General features: G+C 71.6%; 4 protein-coding genes. All 4 read right to left on the bottom strand.

Translation table 11 applies throughout. The features are described from left to right. Positions 1–32: 32 nt before the first annotated feature. Genes ACFVT2_RS13580 through asnB form a run of 4 tightly spaced genes read right to left on the bottom strand, consistent with a single transcriptional unit; the run spans position 33 to position 25,169 of the window. Positions 33–1,319, bottom strand: a complete 1,287-nt coding sequence (locus tag ACFVT2_RS13580) for an acetyl-CoA carboxylase biotin carboxylase subunit family protein (RefSeq protein ID WP_390016308.1) — start codon at positions 1,317–1,319, stop codon at positions 33–35. Then, positions 1,316–2,080, bottom strand: coding sequence for a thioesterase II family protein (locus ACFVT2_RS13585; protein WP_390016311.1), 765 nt, complete (start codon positions 2,078–2,080; stop codon positions 1,316–1,318). Before ACFVT2_RS13585 ends, ACFVT2_RS13580 begins: the two co-directional genes overlap by 4 nt. After that, entirely contained in the window at positions 2,077–23,169 is a 21,093-nt protein-coding gene (locus ACFVT2_RS13590) for an SDR family NAD(P)-dependent oxidoreductase (RefSeq protein WP_390016314.1), read from the bottom strand. Before ACFVT2_RS13590 ends, ACFVT2_RS13585 begins: the two co-directional genes overlap by 4 nt. Continuing rightward, positions 23,166–25,169, bottom strand: coding sequence for an asparagine synthase (glutamine-hydrolyzing) (gene asnB, locus ACFVT2_RS13595; RefSeq protein ID WP_390016317.1), 2,004 nt, complete (start codon positions 25,167–25,169; stop codon positions 23,166–23,168). Before asnB ends, ACFVT2_RS13590 begins: the two co-directional genes overlap by 4 nt. Positions 25,170–25,171 lie beyond the last annotated feature (2 nt).

The following is a 25,171-nucleotide window of genomic DNA, read 5'->3' on the forward strand; positions in this document are numbered from 1 at the left end:
CACTGCACGGATCACCGCGGCGGTGTCGACCGTCACCGCTCCGGTGCCGGGAGGACCTCGACCTCGACGTCGTACGCGTCCATGATCGTCCTGGCGTCCTGCTCGATCTGCGCGGTGCTCTCCCCCGCGAGGATGAACAGGCCACTGCCGACGAAGAGGCCAGGAGCGTCGTTGAAGACGGTGCCGACCTCGGGCGTCTCGGCGAGGATCACCGAGGCGGGATAGGTGTCGGGGCCCTTGACCTCGGTCACCCTGCATCTGGCCTCCTCCCGCAGCGCCGGGTGCACCCAGCCCGCGACGCCCCGTCCGGCATCGCGCAGGTCGAGGTTGGTGAGGGGCCTGTCCACGGCGGAGGGCAGGTTCATGCAGGCCGCGATGGACTCCCGGATGAGGTCGAGTTCATAGGCCACCTCGAAGTGGCGCCGGATGTAGCCGCCGCCGAACCGGCCCGCGATCTCCAGGAAGACGAGTCCGCCCTCCGGCGTGCGGAACGCCTCCAGGTGGAAGGCGCTGTCACGCAGCCCCAGGGTGGTCAGCACCCGCTGGGTGAAGTCGCGGATCGCCGCCACCTCGTCCGGGTCGTCCAGGGCTACGGAGGCGAGGTCTTCCCGGCGGTACTGGAAGCTGAAGCAGTCGCCGAGGTAGCGGGAGGCGTGGAGGAACCGGATCTCACCGTCGCGCACGAACCCGTCGAAGTGGCACACGTCTCCCTCGACGAACTCCTCGACATGGTGTCCGTCCTCGATGCCCCGGTCCCGCACGTGCCGCAAAAAGCTCTCGGCGTCGTCGAATATCTCCACGCCGAAACTCGCCGCCTGGCACTTCGGCTTGAGCACGACCTTCCCCGGCAGCGCCGCCGCGATCTCCGTCAGCTCGGCCTCCGTCGTGCCGCTCCCCACGCTCCAGTACCGCGGCACCCGCACCACCTCGCGCAGGGCCTCCTTCATGAGGACCTTGTCGCGGGTGAGGAGAGCGGTGCGTACGTCGGTTCCCGGCAGGCCGAACGCCTCACGCAGCCGGGCGGCGGGCAGCACGGTGTGCTCGTACAGGCCGACGACGGCTCGGGGCGCGCCGAGGTCCCGCGCGAACTCGCGGACGTGGTCGATCATCTGGCCGATGGACAGGTCGTAGTCCTCGACGTTGATCCGGTGGGGGGTGTCGATGATGCCGATGCGCGCGAAGCGGTCCCGCGTGTGCTGCGGCATGAGCGAGTGGTTGTACGCGTCCAGCAGCAGGGTGACGTCGTAGCTGTCGAAGTCGATGTGGGAGACGTCCTGGTCGGCGAAGCCGACGTGGACCACATGTTCTCTTCGGCTCATGACATGCCTCCTGTGGTGCTGCGGATCACGTCCGCGATCTCGTCGGTGTGGGTGTCGAGGTAGAAGTGGCCGCCGTCGAACACCCGCAGGGTGAATGGGCCGTCGGTATGCCCGGCCCAGGCGCTGACCTCGTCGGTCGTGGCCTGGGGGTCGTCGGTTCCGACGAGGGAGAGGACCGGGCAACGCAGGGGTGGTCCGGGCACGTACGTGTACGTCTCGACCGCCCGGTAGTCGCTGCGCAGCGCCGGCAGGATCATCGCCAGCAGCTGCTCGTCCTTGAGTATCTGGCTGTGCGTGCCGTCCAGGGCCCGCAGCTGGTCGACGATGCGCGCGTCGTCGACCAGGTGCAGCAGGGGAGCTCCGGAACGCGTGGTCGAGGGGGCCCGGCGGCCCGAGGTAATCAGGGCGAGGGGCCCGGTTCCGGCACGTTCCTGTCTGCGGGCCGTCTCAAAGGCGATCACGGCGCCCATGCTGTGGCCGAACAGGATCGTCGGGCGTGGTCCGGCGGCCCGCAGCTCGTCGGTGACGAGGTCGGCCAGCCGGGTGATGTCCCCGACCGGCGGTTCCGTGCGGCGGTCCTGCCGTCCGGGGTACTGGACGGCCACGACCTCCATGGACGGGTGCAGCACGCGGGACAGCTTGAAGTAGTACGAGGCCGATCCCCCGGCGTGGGGGAAGCAGACGAGTCGCGGCCCCTCCTCGGGGATCGGATGGAACCGTCTGAGCCAGCGGGCGGCCGAGGTGGCGGATGCGCCTGTCATACGTGCTCGTCCCCTTCGCGCGCTTCGTCGGCGTCGTCGGCGGGTGCGTCGGCGTCCGCCGGAGCGTGGTCCGCGTGGCGCCACGGCTGATCGCCGATCCGGAAGTCCGCCGTGTGCGCGACGTGTTCGATGACGCGGCCCAGTTCGTCCGCCATGGACTGTGCGGTGGACGCCTCGAAGGCGTGCGCGTCGTACTTGAAGAACAGCTTGTAGCCGTCCGGCCCTTGGTAGATCTCGATCGTGACCGGCATCTCGCCGCAGTCCGGCAGGTCGTCGAAGGGCCTGAGGTCGAGCGGGCCGGCCTCGGCGCCGCCGGCCCCGGTGAACACGGACGCCCCGTTGAAGTTCTGGAAGATGAGGTTGGTGGTGAGCAGAGGGGTCACCGGGCGACTCTCCTCCTCGGACAGCGCCCGCTCGATCTCCAGCAGGGGGTAGGCGCCGTGGTCGATGCCCTGGACGACGGCCCGACCGACGCGGCTGACAAAGGCGCTGAAGTCCTCCTCGCCGCTCAGCGTGGACCGGATCGGCAGGAAGTTGATGAACTGGCCGATCACGTTCTTGAACCGTTCCTCGTAGCGGGCTGCCGTGGTGAAACCGACGACGAGGTCCGACTGACCGGTCAGAGCGTGCAGGTAGACCGTGTACGTGGCGAGGAAGAGCGCGGCGACGCTGGACTGGTGCGCGCGGGCTCGCGCGACAAAGGTCTCCGTGACGTCCGGGGTCAGTTTGACGAGGACGAAGCCGGTGCGGGGGGCGAGCCCGGCGGTGTCCCGGTGGTCACGGGGCAGCGCGAGATCGCCGCGGGCGCCGCGCAGTTCACTCAGCCAGTAGGCGCGGTGCCGCTCGGCCTTGGGGCTGTTGAGCAGGGCGGCCTCCCAGGCCACGAAGTCGGCGAAGGTTGTCTCGTCCGGGTCAGGGGCGGGGGGCTCCTGGGAGTGCAGCGCCGCGGTGTAGGCGTCCTTCAGCGACTGGACGAGGAGCGCGGCGGAGGTTCCGTCCATGACGACGTGGTGGACCGTGACGAGCAGCAGGTGCCGCGGGGCGCCGGACCCGGAGTCGAGTGTGACGCGGTGCGCCCGCGCGAGGGGTCCGGCCTCCAGGTCGAACGGGCGGTTGACCAATTCCCGTAGCTCGTCGAGCTGTTCGTCCCGCGAGGCGGCCGTGACGAGCACGGTCTCGAAGGACATCTCACGCGTCCGGTCGATCTCCATCTGGGGCACGCCGTCCTCCTTGCGGAAGACCGCTGCGAGCATCGGGTGGCGTCGCGGCTGCGTGCGGCACGCCTGTTCCAGCGCTTTCTCGTCGAAGGCGCCGTGTATCTCGAACAGGAGGGGGGTGTTGTAGGTGGGGGCGTCCGGCTGGCCCGTGTGTCCGTGCCACAGCCTGCTCTGGCTGCGGGACAGGGGCCAGCGTTCGCTGCTGCCCGCAGCTGGCTGGGGCGCCACGAGGGCGTCGACCGCGTCGGCGCGTCGGGCCAGGAAGTGCGCCACCAGGCCGTCCACCGACTCGACCTCGAACAGCAGCGTGGACGACACGTCGTCACCGAGGTCGGCGCGGATCAGGTTGGTCAGTTGCAGGACGAGCAACGAGTCCAGACCGTAGGACGTGAGTGGGACCGCGGGATCGATCCGCTCCGCCGGGATGCCCAGTATCTGGGCCGCCATTTCGCTCAGGTGGCGGGTGAGGGCCTCGGCGGTTTTGGGCCCGGCCGGGTCCGGCTCGGCCTGGACGCGCTGGGCAGGCTCGCGCCCGGCAGGTACACGCTCCGCCGGTACGGTCGGCGGCGTCTGCGGCCGCGGGGCCTCGCCGGGCGCGGCGTTGCCGGAGATCACGACGGTATGCGGCGTCGCGGCGGGGTCGGGCACATCGGCCGGAGTCGCGGTGTCCGTCTGGGAGACCGTCACGGCACCGGAAGACGAGGCCGGTGCGACGTGTGGCCGGGGGGTCCGTCCGGGGACCGGCTGGCGCGCGGTGCCGTCGCTCTCCGCGGCGATGATCTGCTGGCCGAGTTCGGCTGCCTGGGGCAGCACGGACGCGACGGTGGCGAATCCCTCGCCGCGCAGGACCTCACGCCAGCCGTCGGGAGAGAGCGCGGGCGAACCGGGGATGCGCAGCGCGGTGTCGTCGGACAGCCACCAGCCCTCCAGCAGACCGAAGGTGAGATGGCTGAAGACGTCGAACTGCGACAGCTCGTTCAGCACCAGCCAACCGCCGTCGCGCAGAGCGGCCTTGGCATTGCGCAGCGTGCGGCGGATGTTCGCGGTGGCGTGCAGGACGTTCGCGGCGACGACGATGTCGAAGCCGCCCTCCTCGATGCCCTGGCCGGCCAGCGGCCGCTCGACGTCGAACTGCGCGCAGTCCAGGTAGGGCACGTGGGGACCGTGCGTGGCGCGGGCGTTGTTGAGGAACGCCTTGGACAGGTCGGTGTACAGGTACGTTTCGATGCTGTCCTCGAAGGGCTTCAGCGCCCGGAACAGACCGACGCTGGTGCCTCCGGTGCCCGCACCGATCTCCAGGATGCGGATCTTCGCTCCCCGGTCCTGGCTCAGCCACTCGGTCACCAGGCGGACGACTGTGTCCTGCACGGCCCGGTTGTAGGCGTCCGCAACCGGGTTGTCGCGATAGCAGCCCTCCACGAGCCCGAAGGAGCCTCGGGGGAACATGACGTCAGTGGGGCGCCTGACGCCGGTCAGAATGCCGGGCAGCTCCCGCAACGTCGCGTCCACCAGCTCCAGTTCGGCCTTGACGCCCGCGTCCAAGGACCAGGCGCGCCGCCGTTCGTCCCACTCGCGCTCCACGGTCTGCAGCGGCGGCGCGGTGTCCGGGACGACCCGCAGCGCCTGGCGCAGCCAGGGCCGGTAGCGTTCCAGGATGCCCGCACGTCGGCAGCGCACACCGGCGTCCGCCTCGGCGGCGGTGCCGGAGGCGTCCTCGCGGACCCGCTCCTCGGGGTCGAGCGCGCCGAGGGCCACGAGGTGCGCCCGCAGGACGCGGCCCAGCATGGGGTCGCGCTCGTTCTCGCGCCATGCGGCGACGGAGCCGAGTACCTCCCGTTCCTCGCGCGGCGTCCCGTGCCCGGTGAGCGCGTGGGCAGGCACGCGCTCGGCGGCGGGTGGGCGCAGGGCCGCACGCACCGACGGTTCGGCGGCGGTCAGCGCGTCCGTCCCGGTGAGCTTGACGAACGCCATCTGGCCGTACGGTCCGCCGAGCAGTACGTCGAGGGCCGCCATCGCCTCGGGGGCCTCGATGGAGACGAGGCCGGCCTGACGCATACGACGGCGGTAGTACGCCGACGAGACGCTGCCCTGGCTCCCCCACCAACCCCAGTTCATCACCTTCACCGGGCAGTTCCAGTGCCGATCCAGCAGGCGCGCGTAGGCGTCGAGGAAGGCGCTGCCCGCCGCGTAGTTGCCCTGTCCGGCGGTCGTGGCGAAGGACTGGACGGAGGAGAAGAACAGAGCGAAGTCCAGATCCTCTCCGCCGAAGACCTCGGCCGTGGTGACGACGGCGTCGACCTTCGCGGAGAGGCTGGCGCGCATGGTCTCCTCGTCCATGGTGGCGAAGCTCTGGTCGCGCAGGACGAGGGCCGCGTGCACGACACCGTGGACTCGCGGGAACTCGGCGCTGACGCGGTCGTACGCGTCCTGCAGCGAGGCGCGGTCGGACGCGTCACCCCGCACGTAGTGGACGCTGCCCCGGCCCCGGACGGACGCGAGGGCGGCATCCACGGACGCGTCGCGCGGGCTGCGCCCGATCCAGACGACGTGGGCGCCGAAGTGCTCGACGACGTGCCGGGTCCAGGCGGCGCCGAGACCGCCGGCCCCGCCGATCACGACGTAGACGCCGCCTTCGCGGTAGCCGGCCGGGCGGGTCCCCTCGACGTCACAGGGCGCCCAGCGCCGGGTCAGCCACTGGCCGCCGCGGTGGACCCAGGAGTCCGCCCGGTCAGGTACCGGCAGGGCTATGAGGTCCTCGGGCCAGGGGTCGTCCGCCAGGTCGGCTCGCCGCACGGTCCAGTTCGGGTACTCCTGGGCGAGCGAGCCGAACAGCCCGTGCAGCCCGGCGTAGGCGGGCGAGGCCGGCTCGGCAGAGTGGGTGGCGAGGGCCCATCGGGTGACCAGGGTGATGCCGAGCGGCCTACGGTCGTACTCGGCGCGCAGCAGTCCCTTGATCATGCGGAAGGCCGCGTACACACCGTCGGTCTGCGCACCCAGGAGGCCGGCCGCGTCCATCGCCGCGGGAGCGGTCTTGGGGGCCGCCCACACCAGGTGGTCGACCGGGTCCATGGCGCGCAGCGCCCCGGCCACCTCGTCAGTGGACGCGGTGGGCGGCAGGTGCCACGCCGTGGTACGGGCGCAGCGGCCGGTGATCCGGGAGAGCTGTTCGGCGTCGCCGCCGACGACCAGGACGTGGTCGTCGTGTTCGGGAGAGGACGCGGTGAAGTCCTGTGCCGGGAGGGCGTCCCAGACGGGTGCGAAGAGCGACGGCGGCGCCTGCGTGACCTGGCGGGCGGTGTAGCCGGTCATCCGCACGCACACCTCTCCGGCGTCGTCGACCAGGTCGATGTCGAGGCGGCTGAGCGGGCTGTCCGCCGCCGGGTCGTCCGCGGTGCGGACGACGGCCCACATGGACGGTGCGCACACGGCGAAGATGTCGAGCTGTTCGAGCGCGAAGGGCACGGCGGTGCCCTGCGGCATGCCGTCGCCCGCCATGTTCAGGGCTACCGATGCCTGGATGGCCGAGTCGAGCAGCGAGGGGTGCAGCAGGAAGGGGACCGCGGGCGCCGGCGCCGCATCGGGCGTCCGCAGCTCCGCCAGCACCGTGCCGGGACCGACGTGTGCCTCGTGGAGGGCGCGCAGCGCGGGGCCGTGGTCGATACCGCGTTCCACCAGCGCCTCGTGGACGCGTTCGCCTGCCACCGTGGTGGCACAGTCGCGGCGCAGTCCGGGCAGGTCGGTCCTCGGCGGGCGGGACGCGCCGGTCGAGGTGGCCCGGCCCTCGCAGAACACCGCGTCCTTGGCACCGGCCGAACGGAACTCGAAGGCAGCGCCGCCGGGCGCACGACGCACCCACAGCTCGATGTCCGCCATCGCCTGGTCCACTTGGTCCGCCTGGGTGCCATCGGCCGAGATCGGCCGTACCCAGGTGACGTTGCGCAGGCACACCGCCGCGTCCAGGTCCACGCCGAGGAAGCGCGCCGCCGCCTCCCGGGCCATTTCGAGGTAGACGACACCGGGCAGGACATGGCGCCCCTGGACCACGTGGTCGTCCAGGAACCGCCGGAAGTCGCCGAGGGTGAGGCGGGTCCGCTGCCCGTCGGTCGCAGCCGGGGCCCGGCCGGATCCGCTCGGTGCGGCGGCGTCCTGGGCGGTTTCGCCGGATGCGGCGGGAGTCCCGGCGGGGAGTTCCGCGCCGGCCCAGTGGCGGACGCGGGCGAACGGGTAGGTGGGCAGCGGTACCCGGCGGTGGGAGCCGGGGGCGAAGGCGACCTCGTAGTCCAGTTCGGCACCACCGGCGAACAGGTCGGCCAGCGCCTCCAGTTCCGCGCGCAGGGTGTGGGGGGCCACGGGGCCGGCGAGCCTGCGCAGGGACTCCTGCTCCATTCCGCCCGCCGCTTCCGCCACGCGCCCCGCACCGGCGTCGCCGATGACGGCACGGGGTCCGCCGGTTCCGGCGTCGAGCACGCGGAGCAGGTCGTCGTGGTCCCGGACGACGCAGGCGAAGCGGTACCGGAAGTGTTCCCGTCCCGCCATCAGCGTCCAGGCGATGTCCCCGGTGTCCTGGTGCGGGTGCGCGCGGCAGTGTGCCGCGAGGCGCCGCACCTGCTCGGTGAGCTGTTCGCGCGAGTGGGCCGACAGTACGACCAGGTGGGCCGGGCTCGGCTCACGCAGGGCGCGGGTGGGCCGAGGTGCCTCCTCCAGGACGAGGTGGGCGTTGGTGCCGCTGGCGCCGAACGCGCTGACCACGCCGCAGCGCGGCACCCCGGCGGGTGTCTCCCACGGCAGGGTGCGCGTGTTCACGTAGAAGGGACTTCTGCCGAGGTCGATGGCCTTGTTGGGTGCCTCGAAGTGGAGCGAGGCCGGGATGCTCCGGTGCCGGAACGCGAGGAGCACTTTGAGCACTCCGGCGATCCCGGCCGCGAACTGCGTGTGCCCGAGGTTGGTCTTCACCGATCCGAGCGCGCAGAACTCCGTGTCGTCGGTGCCGACGCGGAACGCGCGGGTGAGGGCACCGAACTCGATCGGGTCGCCGAGCCGGGTGCCCGTACCGTGTGCCTCGACCATGCCGATGCGCCGGGCGTCCACGCCGAAGGTGTCGTACACCTCGCGCAGCAGGCGTTCCTGTGAGAGGGAACTCGGGGCCGTGAGGCCGTTGGTGGCGCCGTCGTGGTTGATGCCGGAACCCCGGATGACACCGTGGATGTGGTCGCCGTCGGCGAGGGCGTCGTCAAGGCGTTTGAGTACGAGGACGCCTACTCCCTCGCCGGGCACGAAGCCGTCGGCACGGTGGTCGAAGGTGTGGCAGCGGCCGGATGGCGACAGCATGCCGGCGCGGCCCGCGAGGTCGTACAGGCGCGGTGTCGACTGCACGAACACACCGCCCGCGAGCGCCATGGACGTTTCGCCCGACCACAGGTCCTTGCAGGCGAGATCGATCGCCACCAGGGAGCTGGAGCAGGAGGTGTCGACGGCGAGGGCCGGTCCGCGCAGGTTGAGGAAGTAGGAGATCCGGCCTGGAATGACGGAGCCCATGGTGCCCCACAGCCCCTGCACGGGCGCGGACTCGCCTTCGCCTCCGGGGTAGTCGCCGGCCCAGCAGCCGACGTAGACGCCGCATCGCCGTTCTTCCATCGCGCGGGCCGGGTATCCCGCGTCCTCAAGAGCCTTCCACGTCTCTTCCAGGAGGAGGCGCTGCTGCGGGTCCATGCCGCGCGCTTCGACGCCCGAGATGTTGAAGAACAGCGAGTCGAACTCGTCGATCCGGTCCAGGAATCCGCCGCGGGGCGCGATCGTGGCGTCGCCCGAGGCGGCCATGTCCCAGCGGGTCGCGGGGGTGATCAGGTCGTCCCCGTCGGCCAGGTGTTCCCACAGGGCGTCGAGGGAGTCCGAGCCGGCGAACCGGCCGCTCATGCCGATGACCGCGATGGGCGGGCGGGCGACGGACCGGGAGGCGGGCGCGGGCGCGGGGTACGGCGCGGGCGCCTCGGTCGTGTGGACCTCCTGCGCCTCGTGGACTTCGTACGCCTGGGACGGCGACGTTCCGGGCTCCGTTGCCGTGGCCTCGGGCCGCGCGGTGACCGGTGCCACGGCTGCCGGGAGTCCGGGGTCCTCAGCCGGCCGGGACAGCACGATGGAGTCGCGGTGGGCCGTCAGCAGGTGGTCGGACAGGCGTCGGGCCGAGCTGTGGTCGAACAGGACACCCGTGTCCAGGTCGAGTGACAGCGCCTCGCCGAGTTCGTGCGCGACCCGTACGGCGAGGATGGAGTCGAGTCCGTAGTCGGCGAAGGCGGACGTGTCGGCGATGTCGGTCTCCGGCATGGCCAGCGCCCGCGCCAGAACGGCACGGACAACACGCGGGACCTCCGCGTCGAGCGGGGCGGGGGCCGCCGTGCGCGTGCTCTTCGGCGCGACCCGCGCCGGGGCAGGCGTCCGCGTCTCCGGGGCCGACGGGGACACGCCGGCCATTTCGGCCCGGAGCCCGGCCGCGGGCGACCGCGTGCCCTCGGTCTCGGCCTCGGTCTCCGCCGTCGGCCGCCCGGCCGGTGCGACGGGCGCGGCCACAGGCTCCTGAGCGTGCGCGGCCGGGCCCGCCCCGCCGCTCTGCGCGGAGACGGGGGCGAGGTCCCCGATCCAGTACCTGTCCTTGGCGAACGGGTAGGTGGGGAGAGCGACCCGGCGGCGGACGCTCCCCTCGTGCAGCAACCGCCAGTCGGCGTCCAGGCCCTGGACCCACACCGCGGCCAGCTTCGTCAGCTTTCCGGACCGGGCCCACCGTTCGGCCAGCAGCTCGCGCACGTCGTCGTCGGCCAGTTCTGCGACCAGGCCCGCCGCACCGCCTGTGGTGGTGCCGCGGTGGAGGACCGCGCCGTCATGGTCCGGTCCGGCTCCGGTGAGGAAGTCGTCCAGGGTGTCGAGGAGTTCGCCCTTCGAGGCGACGACGACGGCCAGCCGTTCGCTCATGGGCTCCCGGCCGGTCTGGAGGCTGTAGGCGAGGTCGGCGAGGTCGGCGTCGGTGCGGGCGACGTGCTCGGCCAGCCGTGCGGCGACGGCGGTGAGCTGCCCCGAGGTGCGCGCCGACAGGACGACGAGCTGCTCGGAGCCGTTGGCGGATGCCTGGGTCATCGCGGGAAGGTGCTCCTCGGTCTGTGGCGGTGTGTACTCCTCGACGATCACGTGGGCGTTGGACCCGCCGGCTCCGAAGGAGGAGACGGAGGTGATCCGGGGCCGACCGTCGAAGTGCCAGGGCGCCGCCTCGCGCTGAACGAAGAAGGGGGTGCGGTCGAACGCGATGTTCGGGTTGAGTTCCCCGGTGTGCAGGGTGGGCGCGAACTGCCGATGCCGGAGTTGGAGGACCGCCTTGGTGAGTCCGGCGATGCCGGCCGCGGCCTCCAGGTGCCCGATGGCCGACTTCGCCGACCCGATCGCACAGAACTGCTTGTCGTCGGTGTCCTGTTCGAAAGCGGTCGTCAGCCCCTGGATCTCGATGGGGTCGCCCAGTTCGGTGCCGGTGCCGTGAGCCTCGACGTAGCCGATGTCGCGCGCGGACACCCCGGCGCGGTCCAGGGCCTCGCGGATCAGTTCCGCCTGGGCGCCGGAGCGCGGCACGGTGTAGCCGTTGGAGCGGCCGCCGTGGTTGACGCTCGTGCCACGGATGACCGCGAGGATGCGGTCGCCGTCGGCCTCGGCCATGGACAGGGGCTTCAGCAGGACGCAGCCCACTCCCTCGCCCGGCACGAACCCGTGGCCGCCGCAGCCGAAGCTCCGGCAGTGCTGGTCCTGCGACAGCATGCCCGAGTGGCACAGCTCGATGTAGTCCAGCGGGTGGAGGTAGAGGTTGACGCCACCGGCGATGGCCATGTCGCAGGCGCCCCGGTGGATGTTCTCGCACGCCTCGTGCACCGCGGTCAGCGATGCCGAGCACATCGTGTCGATGGTCATGCTGGGACCGTTGAGATCCAGCTGGTACGACGTGCGGGAGCTGAGGGACGCGAACGACAGGGCGGGTACGACCGTCCCACCCGAGGGCAGCCGGGCGGCGCCGTGGCGGGTGTGGCCGCTCTTGGTGACGCCGGCGAAGACCCCGACGCGCTTGCCGTGGCGGCGGCTCAGCGTCTCACGGGTGTATCCGGCGTCCTCCATCACCTCGTGCGCCGCCTGGAGGAAGAGCCGCTCCTGCGGGTCCATGACGTAGGCGTCGCGGGGGGCGATCTGGAAGAACAACGGGTCGAACGCGGCGAAGTCGTCGAGAAATCCGCCCCATTTGCTGTAACTGAGTCCGGACGCGACAGCCTTGCGCCGGTCGGGCTCGTAGAAGCCGGTCAACGGCCAGCGGTCGGCGGGCACTTCGCGGATGCAGTCCCGCCCTTCCCGCAGGTTCGTCCAGAACGTATCGAGGTTGTCCGCCTGCGGGTAGCGCCCGCTCATGCCGATGACCGCGATGGGCTCGCGCACCAGCGGGACGGAGGCCGCGGCGCTCTGCCGCCCCGGCACCCGGTCGGCTACCCGGCCCGCCGTCGCGGGACGGTACGGTCGGCGCCCGTCCCCATCCGGCTCTGCGATCCCGTGCCCGCCACTGCGCTCCGCCGCGGCCGGTCCGGGAGCAGGCTCTGGGGGCTCGGTGGGCCGCGCGGCGTCCGCACCAAGGGACGCGAGCCGCTCCGCTATCTTCCGCAGGGTGGGCAGGTCGTAGAAGAGGGTCTTCGGCACGTCACCGAAGGCCAGCGCGAGTTCCCGGTTCAGCTGAACGACCATGATCGAGTCGAGGCCGGTCTCGCCGAGCGGCCGGTCCACGTCGATGGTGTCCACGGCGGTCTTCGTCACACGGGCGAAGAGCGTGACGAGATGGCGCAGGCTGTCCGCGGCGTCGCGCTCGCGGGAGGCGGTCGGCGCGGTGCCGGCAGCCTCCTGGCCCGGCGTGGCGGGTGCCGGGGACAGCCGGCCGTGGTGCACCCACACCCGGTCCTCGCCCAGCTGCCACGCGCGGGACAGCGCGGCGATTCCGTCGGCGGCGGGCATGGGGGCGAGGCCGCGGCTCCGCCACAGGTGGGCGAGGGCCGCGGGCGACACCGGCATCCCGCCGTCCGCCCACAGCGGCCAGGCCACCGACAGGGTTCGTCCCTGGCGTTCCCCGGCCGCGACCCGCACGTTGCGCAGCTCTGCGAACTCGTCGAGGAAGGCGTTCGCAGTGGCGTAGTCGCACTGACCGGGGTTCCCCGTGACCGCGGCCCCGGAGGAGAAGGCGATCAGGAAGTCGAGCGGCGCGTCACCGAGCGCCTGGTCGAGGTTGACCAGGCCGTCACTCTTGGGTTCGAGGACGTCCTCCCACTCCTGGTCGGTCTTGTTGGTCAACGCGGAATCCCGGAGCACACCGGCCGCGTGGAACACGCCGTCGATCCGGCCGAACTCGGCGCGGACACCCGCCACGAGACGGCGTGTCTCCTCCCATCGGGAGATGTCGGCCCGCGCGTGGCGGACGGTGGCGCCGGCGGCCCGCAGGCCGTCGAGGAGGGCGTCGGTCGCGGCGCTCCGCGGCGAGCGGCCCGCCAGGACGACAGTGGACCGCTCGGCGCGCTCGGCGATCCAGCGCGCGACGACGGAACCGACTCCTCCGGCCCCGCCTGTGATCAGGTACACGCCGTCGGGGCGCAGCGGGCCGTCCGCGGTGGGCCGCGCCGCCCGGGCCGCCTCCCACGTACGGACCAGGCGCTCGCCGTCGCGGTGGAGCACCAGGTCGTCGCCGACGCCCGCCTCCGCGGCCAGGGCGACACCGAGCGCGCCGCCCTTGCCAGGCTCGTCGAACCCGATGACCTGGCAGGTCAAGTGGGACGCTTCGAGCATCGCGGTCCGCATGAGCCCGGCGAGGGCGAACGCAGTGGCTCCCCGTCCGGCGGCCGGGACGACCGCCTGTACGAGGGTCCTGCCCGGACGTTCGTCGGCCGCCGCCGCACGGACGGCGTCCAGGCACTGGCGCGTCACGTCGCGGAACCAGCCGTCGAGTCGTTCCTTGGGCGAGGTGACGGTCACGCAGCGCACGTCGGGGTCCTGGACGAGGGCGTCCCGCGCGGCCTGGGCTTCCTCCAGGAGGATGACCAGGCGCCGTGCCGGGGCAGTCGCGCTCTCGGCCGCCGTGCGGGGCCGAGGCGTCCACCGGGGCACGAGCAGGGTGGTCTCCATGGCCTGGGTCCTCATGGCGGGGGTGCCGGAGCCGGTGTCCGAGGTCGTCGGCACGGCCGGGGCCCGCCCGGCGGCAGGGGCCGAGATGCGGCGCGGCGGGTGGCCGGGAATCCAGTGGCGATCGCGGGCGAAGGGGTACCCCGGGAGGTGCGCACGCTTCGGCGTGCTCGCTCCGTGCAGTGTCCGCCAGTCGGGGTCGGCGCCGCGGGTCCAGTCCAGCAGGACCTGCCGTAGGTCGTCGTACCCGGCCGTCCGGTCCGTCGCGGGGGTGGCGGATGCGCCGGCGCCGGCGTGGCGCCGCGCACCGCCGTCGGCGGGCAGTTCGACGCTTCCCCGCGCGCCGCCCTCGACGACGTGGCCGTCGGTGACGAACGCGTCGAGGGCCTGCGCGAGCCGTTCGTGGGACTCCACCACCCATCCCACGCGTTCCGCCATCGCCTCCCGTCCGGCCTGGAGAGTCCAGGCGAGGGAGGTGAGCGGAAGCGGAGTGTGGCGCTCGTCCCGCAGCCGGGCGAGAAGGTTGCACGCGATGTCGCGCAGGCGGTCCTCCGTACGCGCGGAGAGCGGGACGACGACCGCGCCCGCGGCCGGGCCCTGGTCGGCCCGGCCGGTGTCCGGGTCCAGGTACTCCTCCACGACGAGGTGGCAGTTGGAGCCGCCGAAGCCGAAGCTGCTGACGCCCGCGCGGCGCGGGGCCGAGGCGCCGTCGCGGCCGGTGGGCCGCTGCCAGATCTCGTTCTCCCGCACGATGTGGAAGGGTCCGCCGTCCAGCTCGATGAACGGGTTGATCTCGCCGCAGTGGAGCGTGGCCGGCAGCACGCCGTGCCGCATGGCGAGCAGCACCTTGAGCAGCCCGGCCATCCCGGCGGCGGCCTCCAGGTGACCGATGTTCGACTTGACGGAGCCCAGGCCGCAGGCGCCGTCGCCGCTCGCGCCGAGTCGCCGGAACGCCGAGCGCAGGGAACGCACTTCGACGGGGTCGCCGAGCGCCGTCCCGGTGCCGTGCGTCTCGATGTATCCGATGGTGTCCGGGTCGGTGCCGCCGACGGCCGCCGCGACGAGGTCGGCCTGAGCGTCGGCGTTGGGCGCGGTCAGCGAGTGGGCCCGACCTCCGTGGTTCTCGGCGCTGCCGAGCAGTACCCCGAGGACGGCGTCGCCGTCGCGTTCGGCGTCGGCGAGGGGTTTGAGGACGACCGCTGCGACGCCCTCGCCCCGAACGTAGCCGTTCGCCTCGCTGGAGAAGGTCTTGCACCGTCCGTCGGGGCTGAGCATGCCCGCCTTATGGGCGCTGACGAAGGTGTCCGTGCTGAGCAGCAGGTTCACCCCGCCCGCCACGGCCATGCGGCAGGCGCCCGAGCGGATGGCCTCCAGCGCGCGGTGGACAGCTACCAGGGAGCTGGAGCAGGCCGTGTCGACCGGCTCGCTCGGCCCTCGTACGTCCAGTACGTAGGAGAGGCGGTTGGCGAGCATGGAATGCGCGTTGCCGGTCGCTGTGAACGCGTCCGGCTCGATGCCGTGGGCGCTCAGCAGCGTGGCGTAGTCGGTGCCCGAGACGCCGAGGAACACGCCGGTGTCGACCGGCAGGTCGACGGGGCGGTACGCGCTGTCCTCCAGCGCGCTCCAGACGGTCTCCAGGGCCAGGCGGTGCTGGGGGTCCAGGAGTTCGGCCTCGCGCGGGTAGATGCGGAAGAAGCCCGCGTCGAAGGCGTCCACGTCCTCCAGGACTCCCGCGTGGTGCGGGAAGTCGGCGTCCTCGGCGATCGCCCGGTACGTGTCGTCGTAACGGTGCAGCGGGAACGTGCCCACGGAGTCCACGCCCGCGACCAGGTTCGCCCAGTACTCGTCGAGGTTGCGGGCACCGGGGAAGCGTCCGGCCGCGCCGACGACGGCGACGGGCATCGGTGAGCCGTCGACGGTGTCCCCGGGGCCGGTTGCCTCAGTGACGGGAGCCGTCGCCGCCCTCCGGGCCTCGGGCGAGCGCTCCGACGCGGCCGTGGTCGCATCGGCCCTCTGCTCCTGCGCGCCGACGGGGCGTGGGGGCGCGGTGCCGGTCGTCGGCGCGGCGGGAGGGGCCGGGGGCAGGGGGCAGTTGGTGGGTATCCGGTCGCCGAACTCCGCCACCAGGTGTCGTGCCAGGGCGTCGAGCGTGTCCAGATCGAAGAAGAGGGCCGGACTGACCTGCACGCCGAACCGTTCGCTCACGCGCCCGGCGAGGGTGACGAGCGAGATCGAGTCGAACCCGAAGGCGTAGAAGCCCGTGGTGGGTTCGATCTCCTCGGGCTCGAACCCGAGGATTCCGGCCGCGATCCCCCGCAGCTCACCGGCGACAAACCCGACCGCACCCTCACCTGAGGCGGTGGCCTCGGTGGCCTCGTCGAGGGACGCGGACGCGCCTGCGGGGGCGGGCGCCGCCGCGCTCACCGGTACGGAGACGGATGTGCGCGGCGGAGCCGAGGGGTACGGGATGGTACGCCGCTCGGTCCGACGTCCGGGCAGGTCGGCATCCTCGTCGCCCCACCACACGTCGGTCAGCTCGCCGACGAGGCGGCCGGTGCCGGACAGCAACAGGACGCGTCCGCCGAGTCCGCCGTCGCCGGGGACGAGGTCGAGGACGACGCGTGCCACATCTGCGATCGGAGGATGCACCACGGCGGCCTCGCCGATGCGGTGCGGTATCAGGCTCGCCCACCTCGCCGTGCCCGCTCGCTTCGCTACGAGCTGCGCGCCGTGCGCGACGGCCGCGAGGACGGCGGGCTCGATCGAGACGTTCCGCTTGACGTGGTTCTGCTGGAAGTCCGGCTCGGTGACGTCGAGCGCGAGGCATCCGTCCGGCAGCCAGTAGGCCGCCCGCACGCCTTCGGACATCGGCTGCCGCTCGATGCCGCCTTCGGCCAGCTCCGCGAGGAACTGCTCCTGGGTGAGTACGGCGACGGCTTCACGGGAGAGATCGCCGGCGCCTGGCGCGGTACCGGCCCACCGGTCCGCCGTGCCGGCGTCGTCACCGGCGTGCGCGGTGAACTCGGCGATCGCGGTACGGGCTCCCGTGTCGTCCTGCGTGAAGACAGTGCCGTACCCGCGGCCCTCGGCGGCGGCGAACGTGGTGACCAGCCGGGACGCTTTCTCCCAGTCGACGCGGCCCACGGTGCGCAGATCACGGATCAGGGCACCGGCCGCGAAGCCGGAGACGCGCGCGCAGGCGAGGGCCGAGTCGACGGCGAACGTCGGCACGACCGCGCGCCGCTTGTCGCGCAGGTGACCGTAATCGAGTAGGTCGTCCAGGCGCAGGTCCGTGCCGTAGCGCAGGCCACGGAGGTCCGACTCGTTCTCGCCGAGGAACGGATGCAGCGCGCGGCGGAACACCAGCGGAGCGACGACCGAAGGAGCGGCCGGGTCCTCCTCGACCCAGCAGCTCACCCGAGCGAAGGGGTAGGCGGGCAGCGGCAGGCGCCGGGGCCTGCGGTCGCCGTCGAGCACGCTCCAGTCGGTCTTGTGGCCGCGGGTCCAGGTGAGGGCGGTCTCCCGCGCCTGCCCGGCCTGCGGACCGTCCCCGGCAAGGGCGGCAGCGGTGTCGCGGTCTCCCGCGAGGTAGCGTTCGACGGCTGCGAGGACGTCCTGGCGGTCCTTCGCCAGGAACGCCCAGCGGCGCGGCAGTTCGTTCTTGCCGACGCGCAGGGTGAAGGCGATGGCGGGGAGGTCGTCGTCGGAGCGCGTGGCGACGAAGTCGCGGAAGCGCAGCAGGTAGCTCTCCAGGGCTTCGTCGGTCATCGCCGAGAAGACGAAGAGTTCGTGACCGCCGTCGTGTGCCGGGACAGGGGCGGGGGTGTACTCCTCCAGCACGAGGTGGGAGTTCATGCCTCCCGCTCCGATCGAGGTGACCCCGGCCCGCCGGGGGTGCTCGACCAGACCGCCGGCCACGAGCGTGGTCGGCCTGCGCCAGTCGGTGAGCCGGCGCTGCACGTGGAAAGGCGTGTCGCCGAACGGGATGTCCGGGTTGATCTCGTCGCTGTGCAGCGAGGGCGCGATCTGGCCCTCGCGCATCTGCAGGACGACCTTGGTGATGCCGGCTACGCCCGCCGCCGCGAGGAGGTGGCCCATGTTCGACTTGACGGAACCGAGGGCGCAGAAGCCGGTGTCGGCCGTGGACGCTCGGAAGGCGTCGTCCAGCGCCTTGACCTCGATGGGGTCGCCGAGCGATGTGCCCGATCCGTGGCCCTCGACGTAGCTGATGGTCCGGGCGTCGACGCCCGCGTCGTCCAGGGCCTTCCTGACCGCGCTGGCCTGCATGGCCACGCTGGGGACGGTGAACCCGTTGCGGGTGCCCGCGTTGGTGATCGCCGTTCCCTTGATGACCGCGTGGATGTGGTCGCCGTCCCGCTCCGCGTCGGCGAGGGTCTTGAGGACCACGACGCCGGCCCCCTCGCCGAGGATGGTCCCGTCCACGCCGAGGCCGTAGCTGCGGATGACGTCGGAGGTCGCCGTCGTGAAGTGCTCCTGGGACGACGTGATCAGGTTGTACGGGTGCAGCAGGAGGTTGACACCGCCCGCGACGACCATCTTGGACTCGCCGGCCCGCAGCATCTGGACGGCCTGGTGCACGCAGGTCGACGACGTGGAACACATCGTGTCGACGAAGAGCGAGGGGCCGGTCAGCCCGTAGAAGTACGACAACATGTTGGGCATGGTCGCGTTGTAGCTGCCACTCTGCGGGGCTCCGCGCACCAGGCTGTTCTGGAAGCCGTAGAGGCCGTAGTGGTTGCTCATGGTGCCGGTGAGCACCGCGACGTCGCCCTGGTACTGGCGCTGGATCTGCTCCCGCGAGTAGCCGGCGTCCTCCAGCGCCTCGACTCCGAGTTGGAGGAAGAGGCGGACCTCCGGCGACATCTGTTCCGCATCGCGCTTGGAGATGTGGAAGTACCGGGGGTCGAACTTGTCGATGTCGCGCAGGAAGGTGCCGGTGCGGATGACGCTCTTGCCCGGCTCGGCCCGGTCGCGGCTGTAGATGGCGTCGTGGTCCCAGCGCTCGCGTGGGACCTCCTCGAAGGAGTGCCGCCCGTCCCGCAGGAGTTGCCACAGCTCATCCATGGTCGCGGCGCCGGGGTAGCGGCCGGAGATGCCGACGATGGCGATGTCCCGGCTGCCGTCGGCCTCGGCGGACGGCTTCGCGGGCTCCGTGACGGTGATCGCCGCCGGGCCGGTGGCCGGTGCCGCGGCCACGGGCGTCGTGGTGCCCGTGGCGGGCTTCATGGCCGTCGCCGGGGCGGTGGGCTCGGGTGCCTGCTCCGCGTTCTGTTCCGGGGCCTGTTCCGTGTCCTGTTCGGCGAGGAGGCTCACGAGCCTGTCCCGGTGGGCCTCGGCGAAGTATCCGGCCACGTCGGTGACGTTGAGGTACTCGAAGAAGAGCGTCTTGGACAGCGTGCCGAACAACCCTTCCAGGCGCGCGGTCATGTCGAGGATGGCGAGGGAGTCGATGCCGTACTCGACCAGGTTCGCGGTGGGGTCGATGGCGTCGGGACGGTACTGGAGGACCTCTGCGAGAAGCCTCGTCACGAGCACCACCGCGCCCGCCCGAAGAGCCTCCTCTGAGGGGGCCGCTGGGACCCCCGTCCGGGGCTCGTCCCCGGACGGCGCCGGGGCGGGAACCGAGGTGTCGTCCCAGCGTCCGGCACCGGCGTCCGCCACCGGCGTGAGCGCCGGGTCGGTGAGCCTCGCCTCGACTCCGTGGGCCACCACGACGTGCGTGGGACCGTGGGCCAGCACATGTCCCAGAGCGCGCACGCCCGCCTCCGTAGGCAGCGGCTCCCAGCCGTGCCGCTCGCGCATCGACGCGCGGGTCAGATCGTCGACGCGCATCCCACCCTCGGCCCACAACGGCCAGCTCACCGCGAGGGTGGTACCGGTGCGCTCTCCGGCCTCGACGAGGGCCTGACGGTGCCCGGCGAAGGCGTCGAGGAAGGCGTTCGCCGCCGCATAGTCGGACTGTCCAGGATTGCCGAAGACCCCGGCAACGGAGGAGAACAGGACGAAGAAGTCCAGGTCGCAGTCGCGGGTCGCGGCGTCGAGGTGCAGGGTGCCGCGCACCTTGGGACCGAGCACGGTGTGCAGGTCCTCGTGGCTCTTGCGCAGGGCGAAGCCGTCCCGGAGCACACCGGCCGCGTGGACGACACCGTCGAGGGAGCCGTGAGCGCGCATGATGGCGCTCACCGCGCGCTCGACGTCCTGCGCCGAGGTGACGTCTACAGGCAGGCTGTGCGCGTCGACGCCCTCGTCGCGCAGGGTGCGCAGGGCGGCGTCGGTGTCCGAGCCGGACGCGGAGCGCCCGCTGAGCACCACGGTGACGCCATCGTGGCGGGCGAAGTACCGGGCGATGTGCCGTCCCAGGCCACCGAGGCCGCCGGTGACCCAGTAGACGCCGTCGTCCTTGAGTGGGGGTATCGAGGGTCCCTCGACGACCGTGGCCGGCAGGGTCCGGCGGACGTGCCGTACGCCGTCGGCGGTGTAGCGGACCTCCGCGTCGGCCACCGCGTCGGCGGCCTCGTCGCGCACAACGCGCCGCAGCAGTTCCGCGTCGGCCACATCGAGCCCGGCCACCCTGACGACCCGTCCCCGGACTACGGGGTTCTCCAGGGCCACGGTCCGGAACAGGCCGGTGAGCGGGGCGTGGAAATGCCGCGGCACACGGTCATCGACCAGGACGACGAAGCGATGGTCCTGCCTGGGCCTGCTGTTCAGTACCGCACCAAGCGCGCCAAAGACAGTGTCCGTGACGGCCGCGATCCCTTCGGCGGCCTTGGTGCGCGCCACTGCGGGCAGCCGTGCGAAGCCGGTGGCAGCGGAGTCCGGGGCCCCGGCGAGGTAGGCGTGCACGACGGTACCGGGGTCAGGCTCGCCGGTACCCTCCGGCAGCGGCACGGGTGTCCATCCGGTGACGGCCGCGACGACGTGCGAGCCGTCGGAGGCGGCAGGCAGCGGCGCCCCCGGCCTCTGGACCAGTCCGCGGACCCGAGCCGTCACCCGGCCCTCGCCGTCGGCGAGATCGATGTCGAACTTGTCCACCATGCCACTGCTCCCAGCTCGTCTGACCCAGGCCCATGTCTCGGCCGGGCTCGGTCCGGCGATCTCGATCCGTTCCAGTACGAACGGCATCACCGCCGTGTCTGGCGGCTCCGGCGCCTCGGCCGTCATCAGCGCGACCGATGCCTGGAACGCGGCGTCGAGCACACTCGGGGGCAGCACCAGACCGTCGTGCGGCGCCGGGTCGCCGGGCACGGTGATCCGCGCAAGCACGCCGTGCGCACCGTGCCGGATCTCCCGCAGACCGCGCATGGCAGGCCCGTACTTCAGGCCCTGGCGACGCAGTTGGGCATACAGCTCGGTGACCGGCGCGGGCGCGGAGGCGGCCCGCAGCGCGTCGAGGTCGAGTACGGCCGGGGCTTCGGCCAGGAGCCGTGCCTCGGCCGTTCCCCGGCTGTGCACAGTGTCCGGGGAGCCGGCGGTGGCGCCCTGCCGTACCTCGAAGGCGACGGCACCGTCCTCGTTCCGGGAGAGCTCCACGTGCACCTTGACGGGCTCGTCGCCGACGGTCAGCGGGCGCAGCCACGTCATGTCCTTCAGGATCACGGCGGCCCGCTGCCCGTGCCCGTCGGGTTCCACGGCACGGCCGACCGCCTCGCGGACCATCTCCACGTACGCCGCGGCGGGCAGGACGCGAGCGCCGTTCACCCGGTGCGCCTCCAGGAAGGGTTCGGCGCCGGTGAAGACGGAGGTGAAACGCTGCCGACCGAGCACGGAGGTGTTGCGGTGTACCAGGGGGTGCGGCTCGTCGCGGCTCTCGACGGCGGTGACCCGCCGCTCCTCGGGTATCACGTACCAGTGCGGCACGCGCTCGAAGGGGTAGGTGGGCAACCGGACGCGGCGCGCCTGCGGGTATCCCGCACGCTGCCGCCCGGCCTCCCAGTCGACCGTTTCTCCGGCCTGCCACTCCCGCGCGACGGCGAGGAGGACGGCCGGGTCCTCGTCCGGCGCCGTGGCGGCCCCGTCCGTGCTGCCGTCCATGGGGGCATCGGAGGCGGACAGGTTATCCCGCAGGAAGGTCTCCAGCGCCTCGGCCAGCCGGGCATGGCTGGTGGCGGTGATGACGCGGCGGACCTGCATGGCCTCTCGCCCGATCTGCAGGGTGTATGCGATGTCGGCCAGTGCCTGGCGGGGCTGTAGCGACGCGGCGTCGCCGTCGGCGGAAGCGGCGAGGTGTGCGAGGAGTTGACGGGCGACCGCGCGCAGGCGGTCCTCGGTTCGCGCCGAGAGAGGGAAGACCTCTACGCGTCCGTCCCGCGTACCGGCCGGCGGGTCGTCGGCGAGGTGCTCCTCCAGCAGGCAGTGCGCGTTGGCGCCGCCGAAGCCGAAGGAGCTGACTCCCGCGCGGCGGGGCAGTTCGCCGCCGTTCGGGGCGGTACCGGGGGCCTGCCACGGCTGGGTGTCGCGCACGACGTAGAACGGGCTGCCGTCGAGGTCGATGAGCCGGTTGGGCTGGGTGAAGTTCACCGTGGCGGGCAGTGTCCGGGTGGCGAGGGCACCGATCACCTTGACGATGCCCGCCACCCCGGCGGCCGCCTCCAGGTGACCGATGTTGGTCTTGACCGAGCCGAGGCCGCAGGTCCCCGGCACGGGGCGGGTGCCCTCGGCCGCGTGCAGGCGGTCGAATGCCTTCTTCAGGCCGAGTACTTCGATGGGGTCGCCGACCGGGGTGCCTGGTCCGTGGGCCTCGATGTATCCGACGCTGCCCACGGGGATGCCCGCGCGGGTGTACACGCCCTCGATGAGGTCGGCTTGGGCGGCGGGGTTGGTGACGGTGAGCGAGTTGGTCCGGCCGCCGTGGTTGGTGCCGGTCGCCTTGATCACGGCGTAGACCGGGTCCCGGTCCTCGACGGCGCGGTGCAGCGGCTTGAGCAGCAGCATGGCGCCGCCCTCGCCGCGGACGAACCCGTCGGCGCCCTTGTCGAACGCGTGCGACCTACCGGTCGGCGAGAGCATGCCCGCCTGGCTGAAGGCGACGAACAGCTTGGGCGACCAGATCAGGTTGATGCCACCGGCCAACGCCATGTCGCACTCGCCGCCGTGCAGCGCGGCGACGGCCTGGTGGACAGAGACGAGCGAGCTGGCGCAGGCCGTGTCGTTGATGACGCTCGGACCGTGGAGGTCGAAGTAGTACGACACCCGGTTCGCCACGATGGCGAAGTCGGTGCCGGTGGGGAGGTAGGCGTCGATCTTCGCCCCGTCCCGTTCCATCATCTCGGCATAGTCCGAGTGTGAGACGCCCATGAAGACGCCCGTATTAGTACCGGCCAGCGCGCTCTCCGGGTACCCGGCGTCCTCGATGGCCTTCCACGCCAGTTCGAGGGTCAGCCGCTGCTGGGGGTCCATGGTTGCGGCTTCGCGGGGCGAGATGTTGAAGAAGGCGGCGTCGAAGCATTCGGCGTCGTCGATGAAACCGGCCCAGACGCTCCTGGTCTTCTCCGCACCACCGCGCGGATCGCCGAACCAGCGCTCCTTGAGCCAACGCCTCTCGGGAACTTCGGAGATGAGCGATCGTCCGGCACGCAGCTCGCGGAAGAGACCGGCGAGTGTGTCGGAGCCGGGAAAACGCAGGGAAAGGCCGATGACAGCGACGTCACAGGACTGGTCGGAGATCGGACGGCTCATCGATCGGCTCCTGTCCGGACGGCTACGCGCCGCTTGTCGACGGTCGTCCGCAGATTCATCCGCGCCCGCTTCGGGCCGTATGCCGCGCCCGCGGAAGTCGCCTGCCCGGCGAGGACGTACTGCTGGTTGAGGATCGCGGTCGACAGCAGGTACACGAACGCCTGGTCCTCTTTGGTGCTGATCTGTTCGACCGGTGCCCGCATGATCTTCGAAACGAGTTTTCCGGCGAAGACGGGATTGACGCAGTCGATTCGGCGCAGCTCGTTCTCGGACAGCACCAGTTCGAGGCAGTCGGGCCGTTGTCCCTTGAACACCGCGCTGCCCGGCGCCCGGTAGGGCTGTTTGGGCCGGTTGAGCGTCCATTGCAGAAGATCATCGGCGAAAGCATTCTTCAGGATGGCCTTCTCGTCCGATCCGTCGTCGTAGCGGAGATTCACAGAGGCCGCGGCGCGTACGACGGACGGGTCGAGGAACGGGGCACGGTTCTCGACGCTGTGGGCGAGGCTCGCCCGCTCCCCCTGGGTCGACAGGAGATATCCGGCCAGAAGTGTCTTGTACTCGATCCACTGTGCTTTCTGCACAGCGGTAAGACGGTGGTATCCGGGCGTGCCGCGCACGAGTTCCCGCATGGGTTCCAACGGGTCGCCGGGGTCCTTGAGCAGGCGGGTGGCGAACATTCCGTTTTGGTAGCGCAGTTCGTGCGAGAAGAGGCCGGGGGCGCGCTCGGCGCTGAACTGCTGGAAGAGGCCCAGCAGATGGGACCGGCGGGCGGCACCGAAATGCGCGAGCTCCGGGTGCAGGGTGGCGAGCCGACGCAGCCGGTCCTCCTCGGACAGGGTGTTCCAGGACTCACGGAGCATGGTCTCGCGGAAGAGCGAGTAGCCGAGGAACGCCTCGTCGGCGCCCTCTCCGCTGAGCACCGTCTTGATACCCGCGTCGCGGACGTGCCGGGACAGCAGGTACATCGGGACGAACGAGGTCCGGAAGGCGGGCACCTCGGCGTGCCACACCGCGTCGGCGAAGGAGTCGGCGATGTCGCGGTGGGAGACGCGCAGGGCCGAGTGCTGGGTGCCGAGGTGGGAGGCCACCAACTGCTGGCTGCTGGACTCGTCGAAGGTCCGGTCCGCGAACTCGACGGAGAACGTGCGGACTTCGTGTGCGGACTGCTCCGTCGCCAGCTTGGTGACGATGGACGAATCGAGGCCGCCGCTGAGGTACACGCCCACCTCGACGTCGCTGCGCAGCCGCACCTCGACGCTGCGGCGCAACGTCTCCCGTATGAACGCGATGGCTTCCCGCTCGTCGCCGTCGAACGCCGGTCCGTCGACGCGCAGTTCCTCGTAGTGCGTCACGGTGCGCCGACCGCCCTCAACCGACAGGAAACCGCCCGCCGGCACCTGCCGCACCCCCTGGAACGGCGTGCGGCCTGGCAGCGGAGCCCACAAGGTGTACACGGAGGCGAGTTCCCGCGCGTCGAACTCGAACCGGAATCCGGGGTAGGCGGCGAAGGCCTTCATCTCCGAAGCGAAGAGCAGGGCGCCGTCGTGCTCGGTGTAGAAGAGCGGCCGCTTTCCGTACCGATCGCGGGCCAGAAAAAGTGTCCCGGCCTCGTTGTCACGGATAGCCAGGGCAAAGGCGCCGTTAAATCGCGTGAGGCATTCGGGTCCCCATTGGATCCACGCCTGGAGCACGACCTCCGTGTCCGACTTGGTACGGAAAGGACGCCCGAGCCGCCGGAGTTCCTCGCGGAGTTCTACATGGTTGTACAGTTCCCCGTTAAAACAGATCCAATGACGTTCACCGGGATCGGACATGGGCTGTGCGCCCGATTCCAGATCGATGATGGCCAGTCGGACCGTTCCCATCGCGACGCCATCGTCCAGGTAATAGCCGGCCTCGTCGGGCCCTCGGTGATGGATCGAAGAAAGCATCGAAGTAATACATCCAGAGACTTCTTCACCGAGCGAACGGGAAGCAACCAAGCCGACTATGCCACACACGT

The organism is Streptomyces sp. NPDC058000, from assembly GCF_042886435.1.
Lineage (GTDB): Bacteria > Actinomycetota > Actinomycetes > Streptomycetales > Streptomycetaceae > Streptomyces.

Excerpts from the sequence above, each read along its gene's own strand:
- ACFVT2_RS13580 (WP_390016308.1), bottom strand. The coding sequence starts at position 1,319 with ATGAGCCGAAGAGAACATGTGGTCCACGTCGGCTTCGCCGACCAGGAC.
- ACFVT2_RS13585 (WP_390016311.1), bottom strand. The coding sequence starts at position 2,080 with ATGACAGGCGCATCCGCCACCTCGGCCGCCCGCTGGCTCAGACGGTTC.
- ACFVT2_RS13590 (WP_390016314.1), bottom strand. The coding sequence starts at position 23,169 with ATGAGCCGTCCGATCTCCGACCAGTCCTGTGACGTCGCTGTCATCGGC.